Genomic DNA, 17,251 nt, shown 5'->3' with positions numbered 1-17,251 from the left:
GCGCCTATCACAACTTAGGAGCTGCATTAATATGTAACAGTATTAAATCGGTACGTCAATGTTTTGTCACAAGCAAGTGGTCCGCCAGGACCGCAGTCAGGAGAACCAATGGCCCCCAAACCCCGCTCGCTGATCATGGACCTGTTCGGCGACTACCTTCGCTATGCAGGCGGCGAAGTCAGGCTCGGCACACTGACCCGGCTGCTGACCGCCTTCGATATCGAACCGTCGAGTTCCCGGGTGACGCTGTCCCGGCTCAAGAAGGAGGGATGGTTCACCACCCGCCGAGAGGGCCGGGAGACCGTTTACACACTTTCGGACGAAATGATGCGGGTACTGGTCGAGGGCAGGGAACGCATCTTCCACCGGACAGACGAGCCATGGGGAGGCAGATGGACCATGGTGCTCTATCAGGTCCCCGAGTCGGAGCGCGCCACCAGAGAGAGCCTGCGCAAAAGCCTCGCCTGGCTGGGGTTTGGACAGCTTTCAGCCTCGATCTGGATGGCCGCGCATGAACTGATGCCTGAAGCACGGCAGCTTGCTGAAAAGCATTCCGAGGCAACAATTGACGTCATGTGGTCGGGCACCGGATCCATTTCCGCCGACCGTGCGATGGCCGCCCGCTGCTGGGACCTGGAATCGCTCATGGAGGACTACCGCGGATTCATCGCCAAATACCGCCCGATGGATGACCCAGTGAGGAATCTGGACCGGGACGGAGAGGAAGCAATGGTGCTTCGCACCCTCCTGGTCGGCGATGCCCGCCGTTTCACATTCCGCGATCCCCGCCTGCCGATCGAACTCCAACCGGAAGGATGGCCGGGACGCGAAGCCTATGAACTGTTCCGGCGAGTGCATGCCCAGCTGGCACCCCGGGCCAATACACACGTGGAGTCCGTTATTGGAACGCAGTTGAGCACCTTCCCCTCGCTCGCCGCCTAGTCACCCCAACCCTGATTAACGACAAACTATTGACGTTCCACAAATTTTTGTTACATACTGGAGCAACAGACTTCAACACTTACTCCAGGAGCAACCATGACTTTCCGTGTCGCATGTGTCGGCGGCGGCCCCGGCGGGCTCTTCTTCTCGACCCTGCTCAAGCGCCGCATGCCGGAGGCCGACGTCGTCCTTTTTGAGCGCAACCAGGCCGCGGACGCCTTTGGCTTCGGTGTGGTCTTCTCCGATGCCACTCTCAACGCCATTAACGAGGCCGACCCGGTTCTGCGCGACGGCTTGCGCGATCACGGCAAGCACTGGGACAGCATCGAAGTCTGGCTCAAGGGCCAGAAGCGCTCCTTCGCGGGCAACGGAATGGCCGCAATTCACCGCCGGACCCTGCTGCCGCTGCTGCAGGACCGCGCCGCGGCAGCAGGCGTCGAGATGCGCTTCGGCCACAATGTTCCCTCCCCGCTTCAGCTGCGCGATGATTTCGACGTGGTCGTCGGCGCGGACGGGGCCAATTCCCGTACCCGCGAGGATCTGGCCGGACATGTGGGCCACACCAGCGAGTCAGCCACCGCAAAATTTATCTGGTTCGGCACCACGCACCGGTTCAACGGCCTGACTTTCATCCATCGCAAGAGCGAATTCGGGAACTTCGCCGCACATGCCTATCCGATCAGTGATGACGTCAGCACTTTCATTGTTGAAACCGACGACGAGACCTGGCGGCGCGCGGGACTGGACGCCTTCGACGTCACGCAGCCTCCCGGCCCCTCGGATGAAAAAACCCGCCGCTTCCTCGAGGAACTCTTCGCCGAGGACATTGACGGCGGTGAGGTCATTGCCAACAACTCCCGCTGGGGGACCTTCCAGACACGGCGAACCGCCAGCTGGCATCATGAGAACACCGTGCTTCTGGGCGACGCTGTCCATACCGCGCACTTCTCTGTCGGATCCGGCACCAAGATGGCCATGGAAGACGCCATTGTCCTCGCAGAAGAAATCGCTGCCGACACACACAACCTTTCCCGCGCTTTCGCCGCCTACCAGGCGAAGAGGTCACCGCAGGTCGCCAAGATTCAAAACGCCGCCCGCGGCGGATTGAGCTGGTGGGAGCACTTCGGCCGTTACTACGATGCCTTCGAGCCCACCCAGTTTGCCTTCCACTTTTTCTCCCGCAGCATCGGCATCGACAAGGTCGCGCAGCGTGATCCCGGGCTTGTTGACGCCGCCCGCAGTGCGTGGGAAGAACAGCATGGCTTCGATGCGCTTGGCACCCCCTTGGAGCTTGGTCCCGCCCGCTTCAGCAGCCGTGAGATGGTGCTCGAAGTTCAGGACGGAACACCGCTGCGACTCACCGACGCTACCGGCACGGTGGTGCTGTCTGTGACGGCAGACCCGGCGGCGGGCGACGCCGGAATGGCTGTCGTGCTGCAGGCACCGGATAAAGACTCGGACGTGGCAGCCGCTGCCGCGGCCCTGACTTCGGATCCTGCAGCCGTGGTCATCCCCGGCGGAACGTCATTGACACGCGTCCTGCTGTCTGAGGAGCTACGCCTCGGCCGCGGGATACCGACGGTCATCGTTGAGGACAACGGTGGACCTGCCGCCGAAACTTTGGTCCTCTCCGGCCGCTCAGACGCGGTCGCCGTGCCTGTTCCCGTTCCGGCCGCCATCGCAGCCGCAGTATCCGTGGAGGCCTCCCGTGGCTGATCTTACTCCCCTCTTCGCGCCTTCCGGCGTAGTCGTCGTTGGCGCTTCAGCAACCCCCGGCAAGCTCGGCGCCGTCATGGCAGACTCCCTTGGTGCCTACGGTCCGAACCTGCATCTGGTCAACAGCCGCGGTGGGGACGGGCTTCACACCAGCATCGCCGCGGCCGTCGCGGCTGCGGACTCTCCCCTTGATCTCGCAGTTCTTTGCGTCCCGGCAGCCGCCACAGCCCAGGCCCTGCGCGACAGCGCGGCCCAAGGCATCCAGGCTGCGCTGGTGTGCTCCGGCGGGTTCGCCGAAGCCGGCGGTCCGGGCCTGGAGTATGACCGCCAGGTCCGCCAGGCCGTCGCAGAAGCCGGGATCCGGCTGTTGGGTCCTAATACCTCCGGCTTTTTCGTACCCCGGAGTTCACTGCGCGCCAGTTTCGTCCCCGGCGTAGCGCAGCTCTCGCCCGGCCCCGTCGCCGTGGTCGCGGCCAGCGGCGGCATAAACCACGTGCTCGCGTTCCATCTTGAACGCGCCGGTGTCGGCGTCAGCCTGGGTGTCGGGATCGGTGCGGGTCTCGACATTACGGCACCGGAGGTCCTGGACTATCTCGCCGACGATGAGGCAACGCGGGTTGTTGCCCTGCATCTGGAAACGGTCGCCGACGGTCCGCTGCTGCTGGACGCCGTGCGCAGACTCAGCAGCCGCAAGCCCGTGGTCGCCTTGGTAGTCGGCCGGAACGACGTTTCGGAATTCGCGCAGTCGCATACCGGTGCGCTGGCCACCTCGTGGAACACTACGCGCGCGGTGCTGCGCCAGGCCGGCGCCGTCGTTGTCGATGACGAAATCCAGCTCGTTGACGCAGCCACGGCGCTCTCCGGCCGCCGCGCACGACCCGCTGCCGCTGCGGAGGCCGGGCTGGTCACCGGCCAGGCGGGACCGGGCCTGCTGATCGCCGATTACCTGCACAGCAGCGGCGTCGGGCTGCCCCGGCTGCAGGAAGCGGCACTGCGGCGGATCTCCGAGGTGCTCCCTCCGCTGACATTCCAAGCCAACCCGGTAGATACGGGGCGCCCCGGTCCTGGCTATGAGACGGTCCTGAGCGCCGTCGCCGATGATGAGGGCATCGATCTGGTCGGGGTGTACGGCATCACCGAGCCGGTTATCTCCCTACCTGATGCCGTCGCCGCATCCGGCATCCTCGCGGACGTGCCCGTGCTGGTAGGCGTGGACGGCCCGGAAGCCGAAGTGCGGCAAGCACAGGAAGCCGCCGCCCGGGCAGGGGTGCCCCTGCTCGTCGGCCCCACCTCCCTGGCCCGCGGCCTCGCAGCCCTCGCAGCCGACGCACAGGCGCAGCACCTCCGTCAGGAAGACGGGGACCATCCTTCCGCCGGCGCCCTGGTGGACACCGCCGGCCCGTGGGACGAGTCGCGTGCGAAAAACCTCCTGCAAGGCCTCGGATTTAGCACGCCGCCTCGACGCAGCTGTTCAACACGCGATGAAGCCCGCGCCGCCTTCGCCGAGATTGGCGCCCCCGTTGCCGTCAAGCTGCTGGATGCCGAAGTGCTCCACAAAACCGAGATCGGCGGCGTCCATCTCGGCGTCTCAACAGAATCGGAACTGGAAGCTGCGTTGGATGCGTTGGAACGCATCGGCGCCAAACAATTCCTGGTCGAACGAATGGCCGACAAGGGCGTCGATCTGGTCCTCGGTGTCCGCCGCGACCCGGTGTTCGGCCCCATCGCCGTCCTGGGCCTGGGCGGCATCGCCACCGAGGTCTTCGCCGACTCAACCATCCGGTCCCTGCCCGTGTCCCGTCGCTCAGCCCGCGCCATGCCCGATGAACTCATCTCCGCGAAACTGCTCCATGGTTTCCGTGGCGGCCCGGCTCTTGACGCGGACGTCCTGGCCGAACACATACGTGTACTGGGCGCGACCTTAACGGCCAACCCTGACATCACGGACATCGAGATAAATCCGCTGCGCCTGACTGAGAACGGACTCGTCGCGCTCGACGCCGTCGTCATCACCACCGAGGAGAACTGAACATGCCTCTGCACACTTTAGAAGGAACGGTCCCGTGGCCCGCTGACCTCGCCGACGGGTTCCGGGAGAAAGGATATTGGGAAGATCGGGCACTAGGCGCCTACGTCCTTGACGTCGCCGACCGGCTGCCACACAAAACAGCCGTGGTCGATGGCGAGGTGCGCCTCAGCTACGCAGACCTCGCTAACCGGATGGATGCTGCCGCCGAACGGCTGTTGGCCCTTGGGTTGCGCCCGGACGACCGCGTCATGGTCCAGTTGCCCAACACCTGGCAGTTCGTCGTCTTCACATTGGCCTGCTTCCGCGCAGGCGTCGTACCGGTGATGGCGCTCACGGCGCACCGCCGGCACGAACTGACCTTCCTGGCCGAACTGTCTGAGTCACGGGCCGTCGTCGTCCCCGACCTGATCAAAGACTTCGACCACCGGAAGCTCGCCCGGGACGTCAGGGATGCCGTGGAAACGGTCGACTACATTCTGGTCAGCGGCAAAGCCGAGGAAGGCACCACCGCGCTGGACCCGCTGCTGGCACCGGGCGGGGATGCTGCCGCTGCCAGGAAGCGTCTGGATGGCACGGCACCAGCCCCGGACAGCCCTGCCTGCTTCCTGCTCTCCGGCGGGACCACTGGATTGCCAAAACTGATCACCCGGACACACAACGATTACGCGTACAACATCCGGGCCTGTTCCAAGATTTCCGCGCTGACAGAGGACACGGTGTACCTGGGAGCCCTGCCCGCCAGCCACAACTTCCCACTTGCCTGCCCTGGAATCCTTGGTGCACTGTTTGCCGGGGGAACCGCCGTCATGCTGCCCAGCCCGGAACCGAAGCGGGCGTTCGCCACCATGGAGCGGGAAGGCGTAACCGTTGCGACCGCTGTCCCGGCCGTCGCACAACGTTGGGTGGAGCATCAGCAGAAACACGGCGGAAACCAGACCGCCAGCCTCCAAATCCTGCAGGTCGGCGGCTCGCGGCTGGCCGATGAGATCGCACGGAAGATCAAGCCCGTCCTCGGCGCCACGCTGCAACAAGTCTTCGGCATGGCCGAAGGCCTGATCAACATGACCCGGCTCGACGACCCGGAGGAGATCATCTGCACGACCCAGGGACGCCCTGTCTCCGACGCCGATGAGATCCGCGTCGTCGATGAACTCGGCGAGGACCTGCCGGACGGCCAGCCCGGCGCCATCCTGACCCGGGGACCTTATACCCCGCGCGGCTATTATCGGGCACCCGAGGCGAATACCAAGGCGTTCACCGACGACGGCTGGTACGCCAGCGGCGACATTGTTATCCGCCGCGCGGACGGAAACCTGGTCGTCCACGGCCGAGACAAGGACATGATCAACCGCGGCGGCGAAAAGATCTCCGCGGAAGAGATCGAAAGCCTGGTTTACCGGCTGGACAACGTGACCATGGCCGCCGCCGTCGCCATGCCCGACCCGATGCTCGGCGAACGTCTGTGCCTTTACATCACAGCGAAACCCGGCACCACCGTAACGCTCGACCAGATCCGGGAGTCCATCCAGTCCGCAGGCGTCGCAGCATTCAAAATTCCCGAACGCCTCGTCATCCTGGACGAGCTGCCGACCACCAAAGTCGGCAAAATCAACAAGAAAGAACTGCGCGCTGACATCAGCGCACGGCTCGAAGACGAAGCCCGGGCCGGACAGCGCCTCTAGTAACTCCGCGCAGCGCCCTGTGTCACCCAGCTCGTTGCCAACACCAAAGACGTTGATTTGAACGATGGAAAGGACTTTCCCGTGACTGAAAATCAAATGCTCGCCCCCGCACCGACCGCGGAAGAGCAGGAGCAGCTGGACCAGCTGTATAAGGACTTCGACTCGGAGAACCTGATCCCGTTGTGGACGGAGATCGGGGATCTGATGCCGATGCACCCCAAGCCGCAGGCAGTTCCGCATGTGTGGCGGTGGAACAACCTGCTACCCATGGCCGAACGCGCCGGCGACCTGGTACCCGTGGGCCGCGGCGGAGAACGCCGGGCCATCGCCCTGGCCAACCCCGGTCTGGGCGGGCGCCCCTATGCCACGCCGACTTTGTGGGCCGCGATCCAGTATCTCGGCGGGCACGAGACAGCTCCGGAGCACCGCCACTCGCAGAACGCGTTCCGCTTCGTCGTCGAGGGCGAGGGTGTCTGGACCGTTGTCAACGGCGACCCGGTGCGTATGTCCCGCGGCGACTTCCTGCTCACCCCGGGCTGGAACTTCCATGGCCACCACAACGAGACCGACCAGCCGATGGCCTGGATCGACGGCCTGGACATCCCCTTCGTGCACTACACCGACACCGCGTTCTTCGAATTCGGCACCGAACGGGTCACCGACGAATCCACCCCGGACATCTCCCGCTCCGAACGGCTCTGGGCCAACCCCGGCCTGCGACCGCTCTCCGGCCTCGACAACACAGTCTCCTCCCCCATCGGGGCCTACCGGTGGGAGCACACAGACCGGGCACTGGCCGAACAGCTCAAGCTCGAGGACGAAGGCCACCCGGCGACCGTCTCCCAGGGCCACGCGGCCGTGCGGTTCGTGAACCCGACCACCGGCGGCGACGTCATGCCGACCATCCGCGCCCAGTTCCACCGGCTCCGGGCCGGCGCGCAGACCCAGACCACCCGGGAAGTCGGCTCAAGCGTCTACCAGGTCTTCGACGGCCGCGGCGCCATCGTCATCAACGGCGAAACCAAGAGCCTGGAAAAGGGCGACCTCGTGGTTGTCCCGTCCTGGGCAGCCTGGTCCCTGCAGGCCGAAACCGAATTCGACCTCTTCCAGTTCGGCGACCACCCCATCATCGAACGCCTGAATTTCAACCGCACCTACATCGAAGGAAACACCAAGTAATGCGACTCGCCACCCTCCGCCTCGACGGAACCACCCGCGCCGCCCGCCTCGACGGCGACACGTACACCGAAATTCCCGGCTTCGCCGACGTCGGCGAACTGCTCGCCCACCCGGACTGGCGCACCATCGCCGCCGAAGCCGACGGAGCCGCCCGCCCGGCCGACAGTGCGGACCTGGCCTCCGTTGTCACCAAGCCGGGCAAGATCATCTGCGTGGGCCTGAACTACCGCACCCACATCCTGGAAATGGGCCGCGACCTGCCCGAATACCCAACGCTGTTCTCCAAATACGCCGAAACCCTCATCGGCGCGAACGATGACATCGAACTGCCGACGGAAGACACGGCCATCGACTGGGAAGCCGAACTCGCCGTCATCGTCGGCAAGTCCGGACGCCGCATCAGCGAATCAGACGCCGCCGAGCACATCGCCGGCTACTCCATCTGCAACGACGTCTCCATGCGTACCTGGCAGTTCCGCACCAAGGAATGGCTGCAGGGCAAGAACTGGGAGAACACCACCCCACTGGGCCCGGCCTTGGTCACCACCGACGAATGGACCCCGGGAGGCACCATCCGCACGATTATCGACGGCGAAGTGATGCAGGAAGCCTCAACCGGCGACCTTGTTCATGAGCCCGAATTCCTGATCGCCTACATCTCCACCATGATCACCCTCAACCCGGGCGACGTCATCATCACCGGCACCCCCGGAGGCGTGGGCCACGCCCGCAAACCCCAGCGCTACCTCACCAACGGCCAAACCGTGGAAACCAGCATCGACGGCCTCGGCACCCTGCGCAACCGCGCCACCGCCGCAGTCCCCACCACGGTCTAACCCCGGACCGGTTCCGGAACCGAAATATCCCTAGGCGCGGCCCTATGACACGGGCCGCGCCGCCAGCATCGCAGGAGAAAACATGGTTGCACGTCAGGACCTCACCCAGGATCCGGAGTTGAAGGCAGCGCTGCTCACCGCCCGTCGCGGAACCGCGTTCTTCGGCCGCAAACTCAACGAACTGCGCGACGCCGAACTCGACGCTCCCTCGCTGCTGCCCGGCTGGACCCGCGCTCACGTCATCGCGCACGTCGGCTACAACGCCCGCGCCATCGCCCGCCTCATCGAATGGGCGAACACCGGCATCGAAACCCCCATGTACTCCTCCCCGGACGCCCGCAACGAGGAAATCTCCTACGGCGCCACCCTCTCCCCCCTCGCCCTGCGCAACCTCTACGAACACTCCGCCATCCACCTCGACGTCGAATGGCGCGACACCCCACCCCCGGCCTGGGAACGTGAGGTCAAAACCGCGCAAGGACGCACCGTTTCCGCCTCCGAAACCGTCTGGATGCGAACCCGCGAGATCTGGGTCCACGCCGTTGACCTCGACAATGGCGCTACCTTCGACCAGATCCCCGCCGACGTCCTGGAACGCCTGCTCAAGGACATCACCGGAACATGGAAGACCCGCGGCCAAGACAAAGACCTGCTCCTGAAAATCGCCGGCGCACCCACCTTCACCGAACTCGGCGACACAACCTCCACAAACCCGGAAATCATCACCGGCACCCTCACAGAAATCACGGCCTTTGCCTGCGGCCGCCCGACGCACGGCATCACTTCCAGCAAGACCACCAGTCCCACAGCACCCCGCTGGATCTAAGCACCGTAATTTGTCCGCCTAAAGCATTTACCCGGGCACGTCACCGTATTCTGCGGGCGTACGCGTCTGACTATCCCCGCTTGTTCCCAGCCCGCACACAGTTGTACTTGCGAGGCTCTGCCCGACGGGTCGCCTGGCCGTCGAATTCGGCGGGCGCTCTTGCGCTGGCCGCCTTGTGCAGCGCACGCGTTGCGCTCATGGTGTCCGGGAACCGGGCTTTTCCCGACTTCAGGCACCGAGAGGTCGACGGCTCTCCATGCCGACAGATCCGGCTCACAGCACCATCACCGCAACTGCCGCCGCCGCGGCGACCGCCGAGGACCGGCGAAAAAACCTCTTTGGCGATCCGCACCTCAGTCGAGTCATTCTCATTGGGGGGCCATCTCATCGTAGAACTGGCGCGCTCCTGCGGCGGCGTCCCCGACAACCGGTAGCGAGTATATCCCGCCCGAGGGCCGGGTGCCCTTGATGACCTCGTTGCAGTCGTATTGGCTGTCAATCTCCATTTACATCATCTCCAACAGTTGTTTTACGTTGTTGTTAGTTGTTGGAGATTACCGTCTTAGACGAGTGGGTCTCTTGGCAGATCCCGCCAGGCAATCCCTACACGAAGCGGTAAATGATGCCTTCGACAGTCAGCCTGTGATCTTTGAACGGCCTGCCCCGCCTGCCCTCCGCGCTGGGCAATAAGGGTTCAATCCGCTCCTACTGGCATCGGTCAAAACAGACAGTCGCGATGACATGCCACCAGCTATTCAAAAAATCAGCCGCCCATTTCGGAGACACGCCCTAAAGCAATCAGGCCTTCCCCGTGGGGAAGGCCTGCATTGTTTTAGCTGCAACCTCAAGCGGTGCCGCGCCGGATCAACCGGCCGGTGGCTGTCTCGCCGTCGATCTCCGCCCCGCGGAGGAACGTCCGACGGACGACGCCGGCCAGCGGCTTGCCGTCGTAGGGCGTGATCGGGTTCTTGTGCTTGAGCTTCTTCGCGTCCACCACAAAGCTTTCATCCGCGGCGAAGACGGAGAAGTCGGCGTCGTAACCTAGCGCCAGCTGGCCCTTCCGCGTCATCCGCGCAAGCTCGGCCGGCCGGCGGGACATCCAGTCCACCACCTGCTCCAGCGGGATCCCCCGCTGCCGGGCTTCGGTCCAGATCAGCGAGATCCCCAACTGCAGCGAGGCCACGCCGCCCCAGGCCACACCGAAGTCGCCGTTCTCCAGGTCCTTCAGGTCCACGGTGCTGGGCGAATGGTCCGAGACGATGCAGTCGATAATCCCGTCCTCGAGGCCCTTCCACAGCAGCTCCCGGTTGGATGCCTCGCGGATCGGCGGGCAACATTTAAACGCCGTCGCGCCGTTGGGGATTTCCTCCGCCAGCAGCGTCAGGTAGTGCGGGCAGGTCTCCACGGTGAGCTTCACGCCGTCGCGCTTGGCGCTGGCGATCATCGGCAGCGCGTCCGAGGAGGACAGGTGCAGGATGTGGGCGCGGGCGCCGGTCCAGCGGGCCCGCTCGATCACCTCGGCGATGGCCACGTTCTCCGCGCCGCGCGGGCGGGAGGCCAGGAAACGCTGGTACTGGTCGCCCTCGGCGTGCGGCGCACGCTCAATGGCCCGCGAATCTTCGGCATGGACGATCATCAGCGAGTCGAAGTTCTTCAGCTCCGCCATGTCCTTTTCCATCTCGTCCGCGTCCAGCGGCGGGAACTCGTCCACGCCGGAGTGCAGCAGGAAGCACTTGAAGCCGAAGACGCCCTCGTCGTGCAGCGGCCGCAGATCGCCGATGTTGCCGGGCACCGCCCCGCCCCAGAAACCGACGTCAACAAAGGCCTGGTCCCGCGCAGCGTTGCGCTTTTCCTCCAGCGCGGCGGCGTTGACCGTGGGCGGGATGCTGTTCAGCGGCATGTCGATAATGGTGGTCACCCCGCCGGCGGCCGCGGCCCGGGTGGCGGAGGCGAACCCCTCCCATTCGGTGCGGCCGGGCTCGTTGACGTGCACGTGCGTGTCCACCAGCCCGGGGATCAGCGTCTCGTCGGCGGCGAGCTCAAGGACTTCGCGGCCCTGCAGCCCGTTGCCCAGCGGTTCGATGGCCACAATCGAGCCATCCCGCACGCCGACCTCACGCGCGGCGACCCCCGCCGTCGTCAGGATCCGCTCGCCCCTGATGACCAGGTCGTATTCCGATGAAGTTCCTTCGCCGCCCACTTATGCTCCCCTCTGAGCTTCCAGTTTCCTGCCGCCGGCGATATCACCCGCCAGCAGCCGCAGTCCGATCTCCGCGCCGATGCGTTCGAGCAGCCTGCCCGCCTCGGCCATGCAGACGGAGACGTCACTTTCAAGATCCGTCAGGGCGTACGTTTGCGCAATCCCTGCCGATTCCAGCTGAGTGTCCGACAAAAGTGTACGGCCGCAAACCGCGAAAACGGGCACGCCGGCCGCCGCGGCTTCGGTGGCCACGCCGATGGGCGTCTTGCCCTCGAGGCTCTGGGTATCCAGGCTGCCCTCGCCCGTGATCACCAGGTCGGCCCCGGCGAGTTTGTCCCGCAGGCCGGTCAGTTCAATAACGACGTCGATGCCGCGCCTGCGCTCCGCCCCCAGCACTGCCAGTGCGGCGAAACCAACGCCGCCGGCGGCACCGGAGCCGGGCAGATGCGCCATCGCAGCCGTGCCCGCTCCCAGTTCCGGGCCAAGGACCCGCACAAACTGCGTCAGGGCGGCGTCCAGCGTTGCCACGTCCTCCGCCGAAGCACCCTTCTGCGGGCCGAAGACCGCTGCCGCCCCGTTCTCGCCCAGCAGCGGGTTGTCCACATCCGAGGCAAGCACGAAGGAAACCCCCGCCAGCCGCGGGTCCAGGCCGGACAGGTCCACCTCGGCGAGCCGCGCCAAAGCCGCGCCGCCGCGCGGAAGGAAGCGTCCGGCGTCGTCCTTCAGAATGGCGCCCAGGGCCTGGAGCAGCCCCGCGCCGCCGTCGGTGCAGGCACTGCCGCCCACGCCGAGGATGATGCTGGTGCAGCCCAGGTCCAGGGCCGCGCTGATCAGTTCCCCGGTGCCCCGGCTGGTGGCGGTGAGCGCCTGCAGCCGGCCGCCGGGCAGCACATCCAGCCCGGAGGCCGCGGCCATCTCGATCACGGCCTGCTGGCCCTTGACCGCGATGGCCGCCTCCAGCGGCATGCCGGTCGGTCCGGCAACGGTGGCGAGATGCCGCGTGTACCCGGCGCCGACGGCGGCCTGAAGGGTGCCTTCGCCGCCGTCGGCCACAGGAACGTTGGTGACCTGGATGTCCGGGGCGACCGCCCGCAGGCCCCGCTCCACCGCCGCGGCGACTTCCGGGGCGGTGAGCGAGCCCTTGAACTTATCCGGTGCAATCACCACTTTCATGGCAGGTTCAGCCCTGCAGAGCCACGAGGGCGGTGGGAGCGTCGGCAGCGGTCTCGGCCACGCCTTCGAACTCGTTCACGTTGTCCAGTTCGGTGCCCATGGAGATGTTGGTGACGCGTTCCAGGATGACCTCCACGATCACCGGCACCTTGTACTCGGCCATCAGCGCGCGGGCCTTGTCGAAGGCGGCGGAGAGGTCTTCCGGGTTCTCCACCCGCACGGCCTTGCAGCCCAGGCCCTCGGCCACCTTGACGTGGTCCACGCCGTAGCCGTTCATCTCCGGGGAGTTCACGTTCTCGAACGCCAGCGAGACGTGGTAATCCATCTCGAAGCCGCGCTGCGACTGGCGGATCAGGCCCAGGTAGGAGTTGTTGACCACCACGTGGATGTACGGCAGCTGGAACTGCGCACCCACGGCCAGCTCTTCGATCATGAACTGGAAGTCGTAGTCCCCGGACAGGGCCACCACGGTCTCGTCCGGCTTGCCGCGCACCACACCGAGGGCGGCCGGAGCGGTCCAGCCCAGCGGGCCGGCCTGGCCGGCGTTGATCCAGCGGCGCGGGCCGAACACGTGCAGCAGCTGCGCGCCGGCGATCTGCGACAGGCCGATGGTGGACACGTAGGTGGTGTCCTCGCCGAAGGCCTTGTTCATTTCTTCGTACACGCGCTGCGGCTTGATGGGCACGTTCTCGAAGTGGGTCTTGCGCTGCAGCTTGCCCTTGCGCTCGGTGCATTCGCCGGCCCAGCCGGAGTAGTCCGGCAGCTTGCCGGCGGCCTTGCGCTCCTTGGCAACCTCGAGCAGGATCTCCAGCGCAGCGCCGGCGTCCGAGGTGATGCCCAGGTCCGGCGCAAACACGCGGCCGATCTGGGTGGGCTCGATGTCGATGTGCACAAACTTCCGGCCCTTGGTGTAGGTGTCCAGGCCGCCGGTGTGGCGGTTGGCCCACCGGTTGCCGATGCCGATCACAAAGTCCGAGGCCAGCATGTTCTCGTTGCCGTAGCGGTGCGAGGTCTGCAGGCCCGCCATGCCGGCCATCAGGCGGTGGCTGTCGGGGATGGTGCCCCAGCCCATCAGCGTGGGGATGACCGGGATGTTGAGCAGTTCGGCCAGCTCCACCAGTTGTGCGGAGGCGCCGGCGTTGATGATGCCGCCGCCGGCCACGATCAGCGGGCGCTCCGCGGCGGTGAGCATGTCCAGGGCCTTTTCGGCCTGCTTGCGGGAGGCCTTCGGCTTCTCCACCTGCAGCGGCTCGTAGGTGTCGATGTCGAACTCGATCTGGGCCATCTGCACGTCGATGGGCAGGTCCAGCAGCACCGGTCCGGGGCGGCCGGAGCGCATCAGCTGGAAGGCCTTCTGGAAGGCGCCGGGAACCTGTGCCGGCTCCAGGATGGTCATGGCCATCTTCGTCACCGGCTTGGCGATGGTCTCGATGTCCACCGCCTGGAAGTCTTCCTTGTGCAGCTTCGCCACCGGCGCCTGGCCCGTGATGCAGAGGATCGGCACAGAGTCGGCCCAGGCCGCGTACAGCCCGGTGATCATGTCGGTGCCGGCGGGGCCGGAGGTGCCCACGCAGATGCCGATGTTGCCATCCGCGGCGCGGGAATAGCCGTCGGCCATGTGCGAGGCGCCTTCAACGTGGCGGGCCAGCGTGTGGCGGATGCCGCCGTGGGCCCGCATGGCGGAGTAGAAGGGGTTGATGGCCGCCCCGGGCAGGCCGAACGCCTCGGTGGCGCCCTCCTTTTCCAGGATGGCGATGGCAGCGTCTACTGTGCGCATCTTGGTCATGGGAATCTCCTTGAAAGCCTGTGGTGGAGCCCTTGGTCGGGCTGTTTTTGGGTGTGTTCGGGGAGCCGGCGTCGCCAAATTACGACGCCGGCTGCTTAGCTTGGGTGCGGTTCCGGCCTGCCGCCGGGGTGCTTTTACTCCCGTCCGGAGAGCTGCAGGACCTGTTTGAAGAGGCCCGAGTGGTCCAGTCCGCCGTCGCCCTGGTTGACGGTGGCGGCGACCAACTGTGCAACGGCGGCGCCAAGCGGGATGGCCACGTTGGCTTCGCGGGCGGCGGAGGTGACGATGCCCAGGTCCTTGTGGTGCAGGGCGAGGCGGAAGCCCGGGTCGAAGTTGCGGTCCAGCATCTTCTGGCCCTTCTGCTCCAGCACCTTGGAGCCGGCCAAGCCGCCGCCGAGCACCTTGAGCGCGGCGTCGGTATCCACGCCGTAGGCCTCGAGGAAGGCGATGGCCTCGCCGAGGACTTCAATGTTCACGGCGACGATCAGCTGGTTGGCAGCCTTGACCGTCTGGCCGGAACCGGAGGGACCCACGTGCACAATGGTCTTGCCCACGGCGTCGAAAACATCCTGCGCGGCTTCGAAGTCGGCCGCCTCGCCGCCGACCATGATGGAGAGCACGCCGTCGATGGCGCCCTGCTCACCGCCGGAAACCGGGGCGTCCAGCGGACGGAGGCCTACGGCGCGGGCCTCTTCGGCGAGGCGGACGGCAACGTCGGGGCGGATGCTGCTGGCGTCGATCCAGAGTGCGCCCTGCTTGGCGTTGGCGAAGATACCTTCCTCGCCGGTGACCACGGCTTCAACATCCGGCGAGTCCGGCACCATGGTGATAACGACATCGGCGTCCTTGACGGCATCGGCGATGCTGTTGGCGCCCGTGCCGCCTTCGGCCGCGAGCTTGTCGATCTTGTCCTGGCTGCGGTTGAAGCCGGTAACACTGTGGCCGGCCTTGACGAGGTTGATGGCCATGGGCAGGCCCATGATACCGAGTCCGATAACTGCAACGTTGGTCATGATGAAAGTCCTTTGCTTCGTGCTGGTCAGTGAAAGTCTGTGCTGGGACGGTGGGGGCGGGCGGTTAGCGGATGAGCCAGCCGAAGGCCTGCTCGGCCGGTGCCTTGTACTCAAGTCCGATGGGGCCCTGGTAGCCGAGCTCGCGGCTGCGGGAGATCCATTCGCCGAGCGGCAGTTCGCCGGTTCCGGGGGCGCCGCGGCCGGGGTTGTCCGCGATCTGGATGTGGCCGAAGTCCTTGGCATGGTTCTCGATGACTGCCGCCACGTCGTCGCCGTTGACGGCCAGGTGGTAGAAATCGGCGAGGAGCTTGATGTTCTGCGGACCCTCGGCGTGGATCTTGCCGATCACATCGAGTGCATCCTGCGCAGTCTTGAGCGGGTAGCGGTCCGCGCCGGAAACGGGCTCGAGCAAGACGGTTCCGCCGATCGCGGCGACGCCTTCGGCTGCGGCGACGAGGTTGGCCAACGCCACCTCATCCTGCGCCTCCGGGGTGTGCTCGTCCAGGCGGTTGCCGTAGAGCGCATTGAAGGCCTTGCAGCCCAGGCGCTCACCGATACCGGCGACGACGGCGATGTTGTCCCGGAATTCGGCGTCGCGTCCCTTCCAGGACACCAGGCCGCGGTCCCCGCCCGGCATGTCGCCGGCGTTGAAGTTGAGCCCGGTGAGCTGGACGCCGGCGTCGTTGATCGCACGCTCAAACGCAGTGACGTCGGCGTCACCGGGAACGGACTCGGCGAACGGCCACCAGAACTCCACGCTGTCGAAGCCGGCGGCGACGGCGGCCGCGGGGCGTGCCAGCAGGGGCAGTTCGGTGAAGAGGATGGAGCAGTTCACGGTGTAAGACATTGGTATTCCTCGGGGTTCGCTTATTCCAGAATGTGGAAGTTTACTTTTGCTCTACGAAAAGCGTACCGAGTGACCGCGAGCACTGTCAAGCTTCTTTTCCATAAAACGGAAACTCTTTTCCACATAAACGAGCGAACTCCCCGCCCACTTGCCCGAGCTACTGTTTATCGATAGATTTACCTTGTTATTCGACATAAGGAGATTCCATTGGGAAAGCTAACGGTCCTGGCCTTGCGCATCGTGCTCGCGCTGCTGCTCGCCGGTTCGCTGTTCATCCAGGTGTGGATGGCGCCGCTGATTTCCACTGATCTGGAGGAGGCCGGCGCGCCCACCGCCCTGCGCATCCTGTTCCTCGTGATCGTGGTGCTGGGCATCGTCACCGTGCAGGTCACCATGGTCTGCGTCTGGAAGCTGCTGACGATGGTCCGGCGGGGAACGGTTTTCTTCCACCGCGCCTTCCGGTACGTGGACATCATCTTCGGCGCGGTGGCCGCGGCGTCGGTCCTTATGTTCGGGCTTGCCGTGCTGCTGGCCCCTGGCGGCATTGCTCCCGGCATCGTCCTGTTGATCTGCGGGGCGTCCCTGCTGATCGCCGGGATGGCGCTGGTCGTCCTGGTGCTCCGGAAGCTCCTGGCGCAGGCTGTAGCCCGCGATGTTGAAGCCAAGCACCTGCGGACCGAGCTGGACGAGGTGATTTGATGGCCATCATCGTCGACATCGACGTCATGCTGGCCAAGCGCAAGATGCCCGTGGGCGTGCTCGCGGAACGCGTCGGCATCACGCCCGCCAACTTGGCGGTGCTCAAGAACGGCCGTGCCAAGGCCGTACGCTTCACCACGCTCGCCGCACTCTGCGAAGTACTCGATTGCCAGCCCGGAGACCTGCTGCGCTGGGAGCCCGGCGAGTCCGAGGATTCGCCGAATTAAACCGAAGTTACGTCTGTCTGAGACGCCGGAATCCCCGTGTTTGCGGGGATTCCGGCGTTATTCGTAGGTGGTTTTCTGGCTACTTGGCCCAGGTGG

15 protein-coding genes and 1 pseudogene are annotated in these 17,251 nt (G+C 65.5%); 9 read left to right on the top strand and 7 right to left on the bottom strand.

Going from position 1 to position 17,251, the window contains the following annotated elements; genetic code table 11:
• The first annotated feature begins 108 nt into the window (after positions 1–108).
• From B0G38_RS22005 to B0G38_RS21975, 7 genes are all read left to right on the top strand, one after another.
• Entirely contained in the window at positions 109–942 is an 834-nt protein-coding gene (locus tag B0G38_RS22005; RefSeq protein ID WP_264671442.1) for a PaaX family transcriptional regulator, read from the top strand.
• 96 nt (positions 943–1,038) lie between these two features.
• A complete protein-coding gene (locus B0G38_RS22000) occupies positions 1,039–2,658 on the top strand; it encodes an FAD-dependent monooxygenase (RefSeq protein ID WP_264671441.1) in 1,620 nt (539 codons plus the stop codon).
• Complete coding sequence (locus B0G38_RS21995) at positions 2,651–4,687, top strand: acetate--CoA ligase family protein (protein ID WP_264671440.1); 2,037 nt, start codon at positions 2,651–2,653, stop codon at positions 4,685–4,687. The genes B0G38_RS22000 and B0G38_RS21995 overlap by 8 nt, the downstream gene beginning before the upstream one ends.
• A gap of 2 nt (positions 4,688–4,689) precedes the next feature.
• Positions 4,690–6,369, top strand: coding sequence for a (2,3-dihydroxybenzoyl)adenylate synthase (locus tag B0G38_RS21990; protein WP_264671439.1), 1,680 nt, complete (start codon positions 4,690–4,692; stop codon positions 6,367–6,369).
• 96 nt (positions 6,370–6,465) lie between these two features.
• Positions 6,466–7,548, top strand: a complete 1,083-nt coding sequence (locus tag B0G38_RS21985) for a cupin domain-containing protein (RefSeq protein ID WP_264671449.1) — start codon at positions 6,466–6,468, stop codon at positions 7,546–7,548.
• Entirely contained in the window at positions 7,548–8,384 is an 837-nt protein-coding gene (locus B0G38_RS21980; protein WP_264671438.1) for a fumarylacetoacetate hydrolase family protein, read from the top strand. The genes B0G38_RS21985 and B0G38_RS21980 overlap by 1 nt, the downstream gene beginning before the upstream one ends.
• Positions 8,385–8,466: 82 nt before the next feature.
• A complete protein-coding gene (locus tag B0G38_RS21975; protein ID WP_264671437.1) occupies positions 8,467–9,210 on the top strand; it encodes a maleylpyruvate isomerase family mycothiol-dependent enzyme in 744 nt (247 codons plus the stop codon).
• A 368-nt stretch (positions 9,211–9,578) separates the two neighbouring features.
• Here B0G38_RS21975 and B0G38_RS21970 read toward each other — a convergent pair whose 3' ends face one another.
• The 7 genes and pseudogenes from B0G38_RS21970 to B0G38_RS21940 form a co-directional block, all read right to left on the bottom strand.
• Positions 9,579–9,716, bottom strand: a complete 138-nt coding sequence (locus B0G38_RS21970) for a hypothetical protein (protein ID WP_264671436.1) — start codon at positions 9,714–9,716, stop codon at positions 9,579–9,581.
• A 68-nt stretch (positions 9,717–9,784) separates the two neighbouring features.
• Positions 9,785–9,909 (bottom strand): annotated as a pseudogene (locus tag B0G38_RS21965) (transposase); the annotation flags it as partial.
• Positions 9,910–10,054: 145 nt separating this feature from the next.
• Positions 10,055–11,410 carry an allantoinase AllB gene (gene allB, locus B0G38_RS21960; protein WP_264671435.1) on the bottom strand — a complete coding sequence of 452 codons (1,356 nt, stop codon included), beginning with the start codon at positions 11,408–11,410 and terminating at the stop codon, positions 10,055–10,057.
• Positions 11,411–12,583 carry a glycerate kinase gene (locus tag B0G38_RS21955; protein WP_264671434.1) on the bottom strand — a complete coding sequence of 391 codons (1,173 nt, stop codon included), beginning with the start codon at positions 12,581–12,583 and terminating at the stop codon, positions 11,411–11,413.
• 7 nt (positions 12,584–12,590) lie between these two features.
• Positions 12,591–14,369 carry a glyoxylate carboligase gene (gene gcl, locus B0G38_RS21950; protein ID WP_264671433.1) on the bottom strand — a complete coding sequence of 593 codons (1,779 nt, stop codon included), beginning with the start codon at positions 14,367–14,369 and terminating at the stop codon, positions 12,591–12,593.
• A 134-nt stretch (positions 14,370–14,503) separates the two neighbouring features.
• The gene (locus B0G38_RS21945) at positions 14,504–15,382 is read right to left on the bottom strand and encodes a 2-hydroxy-3-oxopropionate reductase (protein ID WP_264671432.1); all 879 of its coding nucleotides are present in this window, start codon (positions 15,380–15,382) and stop codon (positions 14,504–14,506) included.
• Between the two features lie 64 nt (positions 15,383–15,446).
• Positions 15,447–16,229, bottom strand: coding sequence for a hydroxypyruvate isomerase family protein (locus B0G38_RS21940; RefSeq protein WP_264671431.1), 783 nt, complete (start codon positions 16,227–16,229; stop codon positions 15,447–15,449).
• 207 nt (positions 16,230–16,436) lie between these two features.
• Between B0G38_RS21940 and B0G38_RS21935 the strand changes: the two genes are divergently transcribed.
• Positions 16,437–16,928 (top strand): DUF2975 domain-containing protein, encoded by a 492-nt coding sequence (locus B0G38_RS21935; protein ID WP_264671430.1) that lies wholly within the window; start codon positions 16,437–16,439, stop codon positions 16,926–16,928.
• Entirely contained in the window at positions 16,928–17,155 is a 228-nt protein-coding gene (locus tag B0G38_RS21930) for a helix-turn-helix domain-containing protein (RefSeq protein ID WP_264671429.1), read from the top strand. The genes B0G38_RS21935 and B0G38_RS21930 overlap by 1 nt, the downstream gene beginning before the upstream one ends.
• Positions 17,156–17,251: the final 96 nt, after the last annotated feature.

This window comes from Crystallibacter permensis (assembly GCF_025960875.1).
Classification (GTDB): domain Bacteria; phylum Actinomycetota; class Actinomycetes; order Actinomycetales; family Micrococcaceae; genus Crystallibacter; species Crystallibacter permensis.
Note: the sequence above shows the minus strand (reverse complement) of the source record. Positions and strands in the feature narration are given on the sequence as shown.

What these genes read in the sequence shown, in the direction of transcription:
- B0G38_RS21975 (WP_264671437.1), top strand. Translation starts at nt 8,467, where the DNA reads ATGGTTGCACGTCAGGACCTCACCCAGGATCCGGAGTTGAAGGCAGCG.
- B0G38_RS21940 (WP_264671431.1), bottom strand. Translation starts at nt 16,229, where the DNA reads ATGTCTTACACCGTGAACTGCTCCATCCTCTTCACCGAACTGCCCCTG.
- B0G38_RS22000 (WP_264671441.1), top strand. Translation starts at nt 1,039, where the DNA reads ATGACTTTCCGTGTCGCATGTGTCGGCGGCGGCCCCGGCGGGCTCTTC.
- B0G38_RS21990 (WP_264671439.1), top strand. Translation starts at nt 4,690, where the DNA reads ATGCCTCTGCACACTTTAGAAGGAACGGTCCCGTGGCCCGCTGACCTC.
- B0G38_RS21970 (WP_264671436.1), bottom strand. Translation starts at nt 9,716, where the DNA reads ATGGAGATTGACAGCCAATACGACTGCAACGAGGTCATCAAGGGCACC.
- B0G38_RS21945 (WP_264671432.1), bottom strand. Translation starts at nt 15,382, where the DNA reads ATGACCAACGTTGCAGTTATCGGACTCGGTATCATGGGCCTGCCCATG.
- B0G38_RS21955 (WP_264671434.1), bottom strand. Translation starts at nt 12,583, where the DNA reads ATGAAAGTGGTGATTGCACCGGATAAGTTCAAGGGCTCGCTCACCGCC.
- B0G38_RS21985 (WP_264671449.1), top strand. Translation starts at nt 6,466, where the DNA reads ATGCTCGCCCCCGCACCGACCGCGGAAGAGCAGGAGCAGCTGGACCAG.
- B0G38_RS21930 (WP_264671429.1), top strand. Translation starts at nt 16,928, where the DNA reads ATGGCCATCATCGTCGACATCGACGTCATGCTGGCCAAGCGCAAGATG.
- B0G38_RS22005 (WP_264671442.1), top strand. Translation starts at nt 109, where the DNA reads ATGGCCCCCAAACCCCGCTCGCTGATCATGGACCTGTTCGGCGACTAC.
- gcl (WP_264671433.1), bottom strand. Translation starts at nt 14,369, where the DNA reads ATGACCAAGATGCGCACAGTAGACGCTGCCATCGCCATCCTGGAAAAG.
- B0G38_RS21980 (WP_264671438.1), top strand. Translation starts at nt 7,548, where the DNA reads ATGCGACTCGCCACCCTCCGCCTCGACGGAACCACCCGCGCCGCCCGC.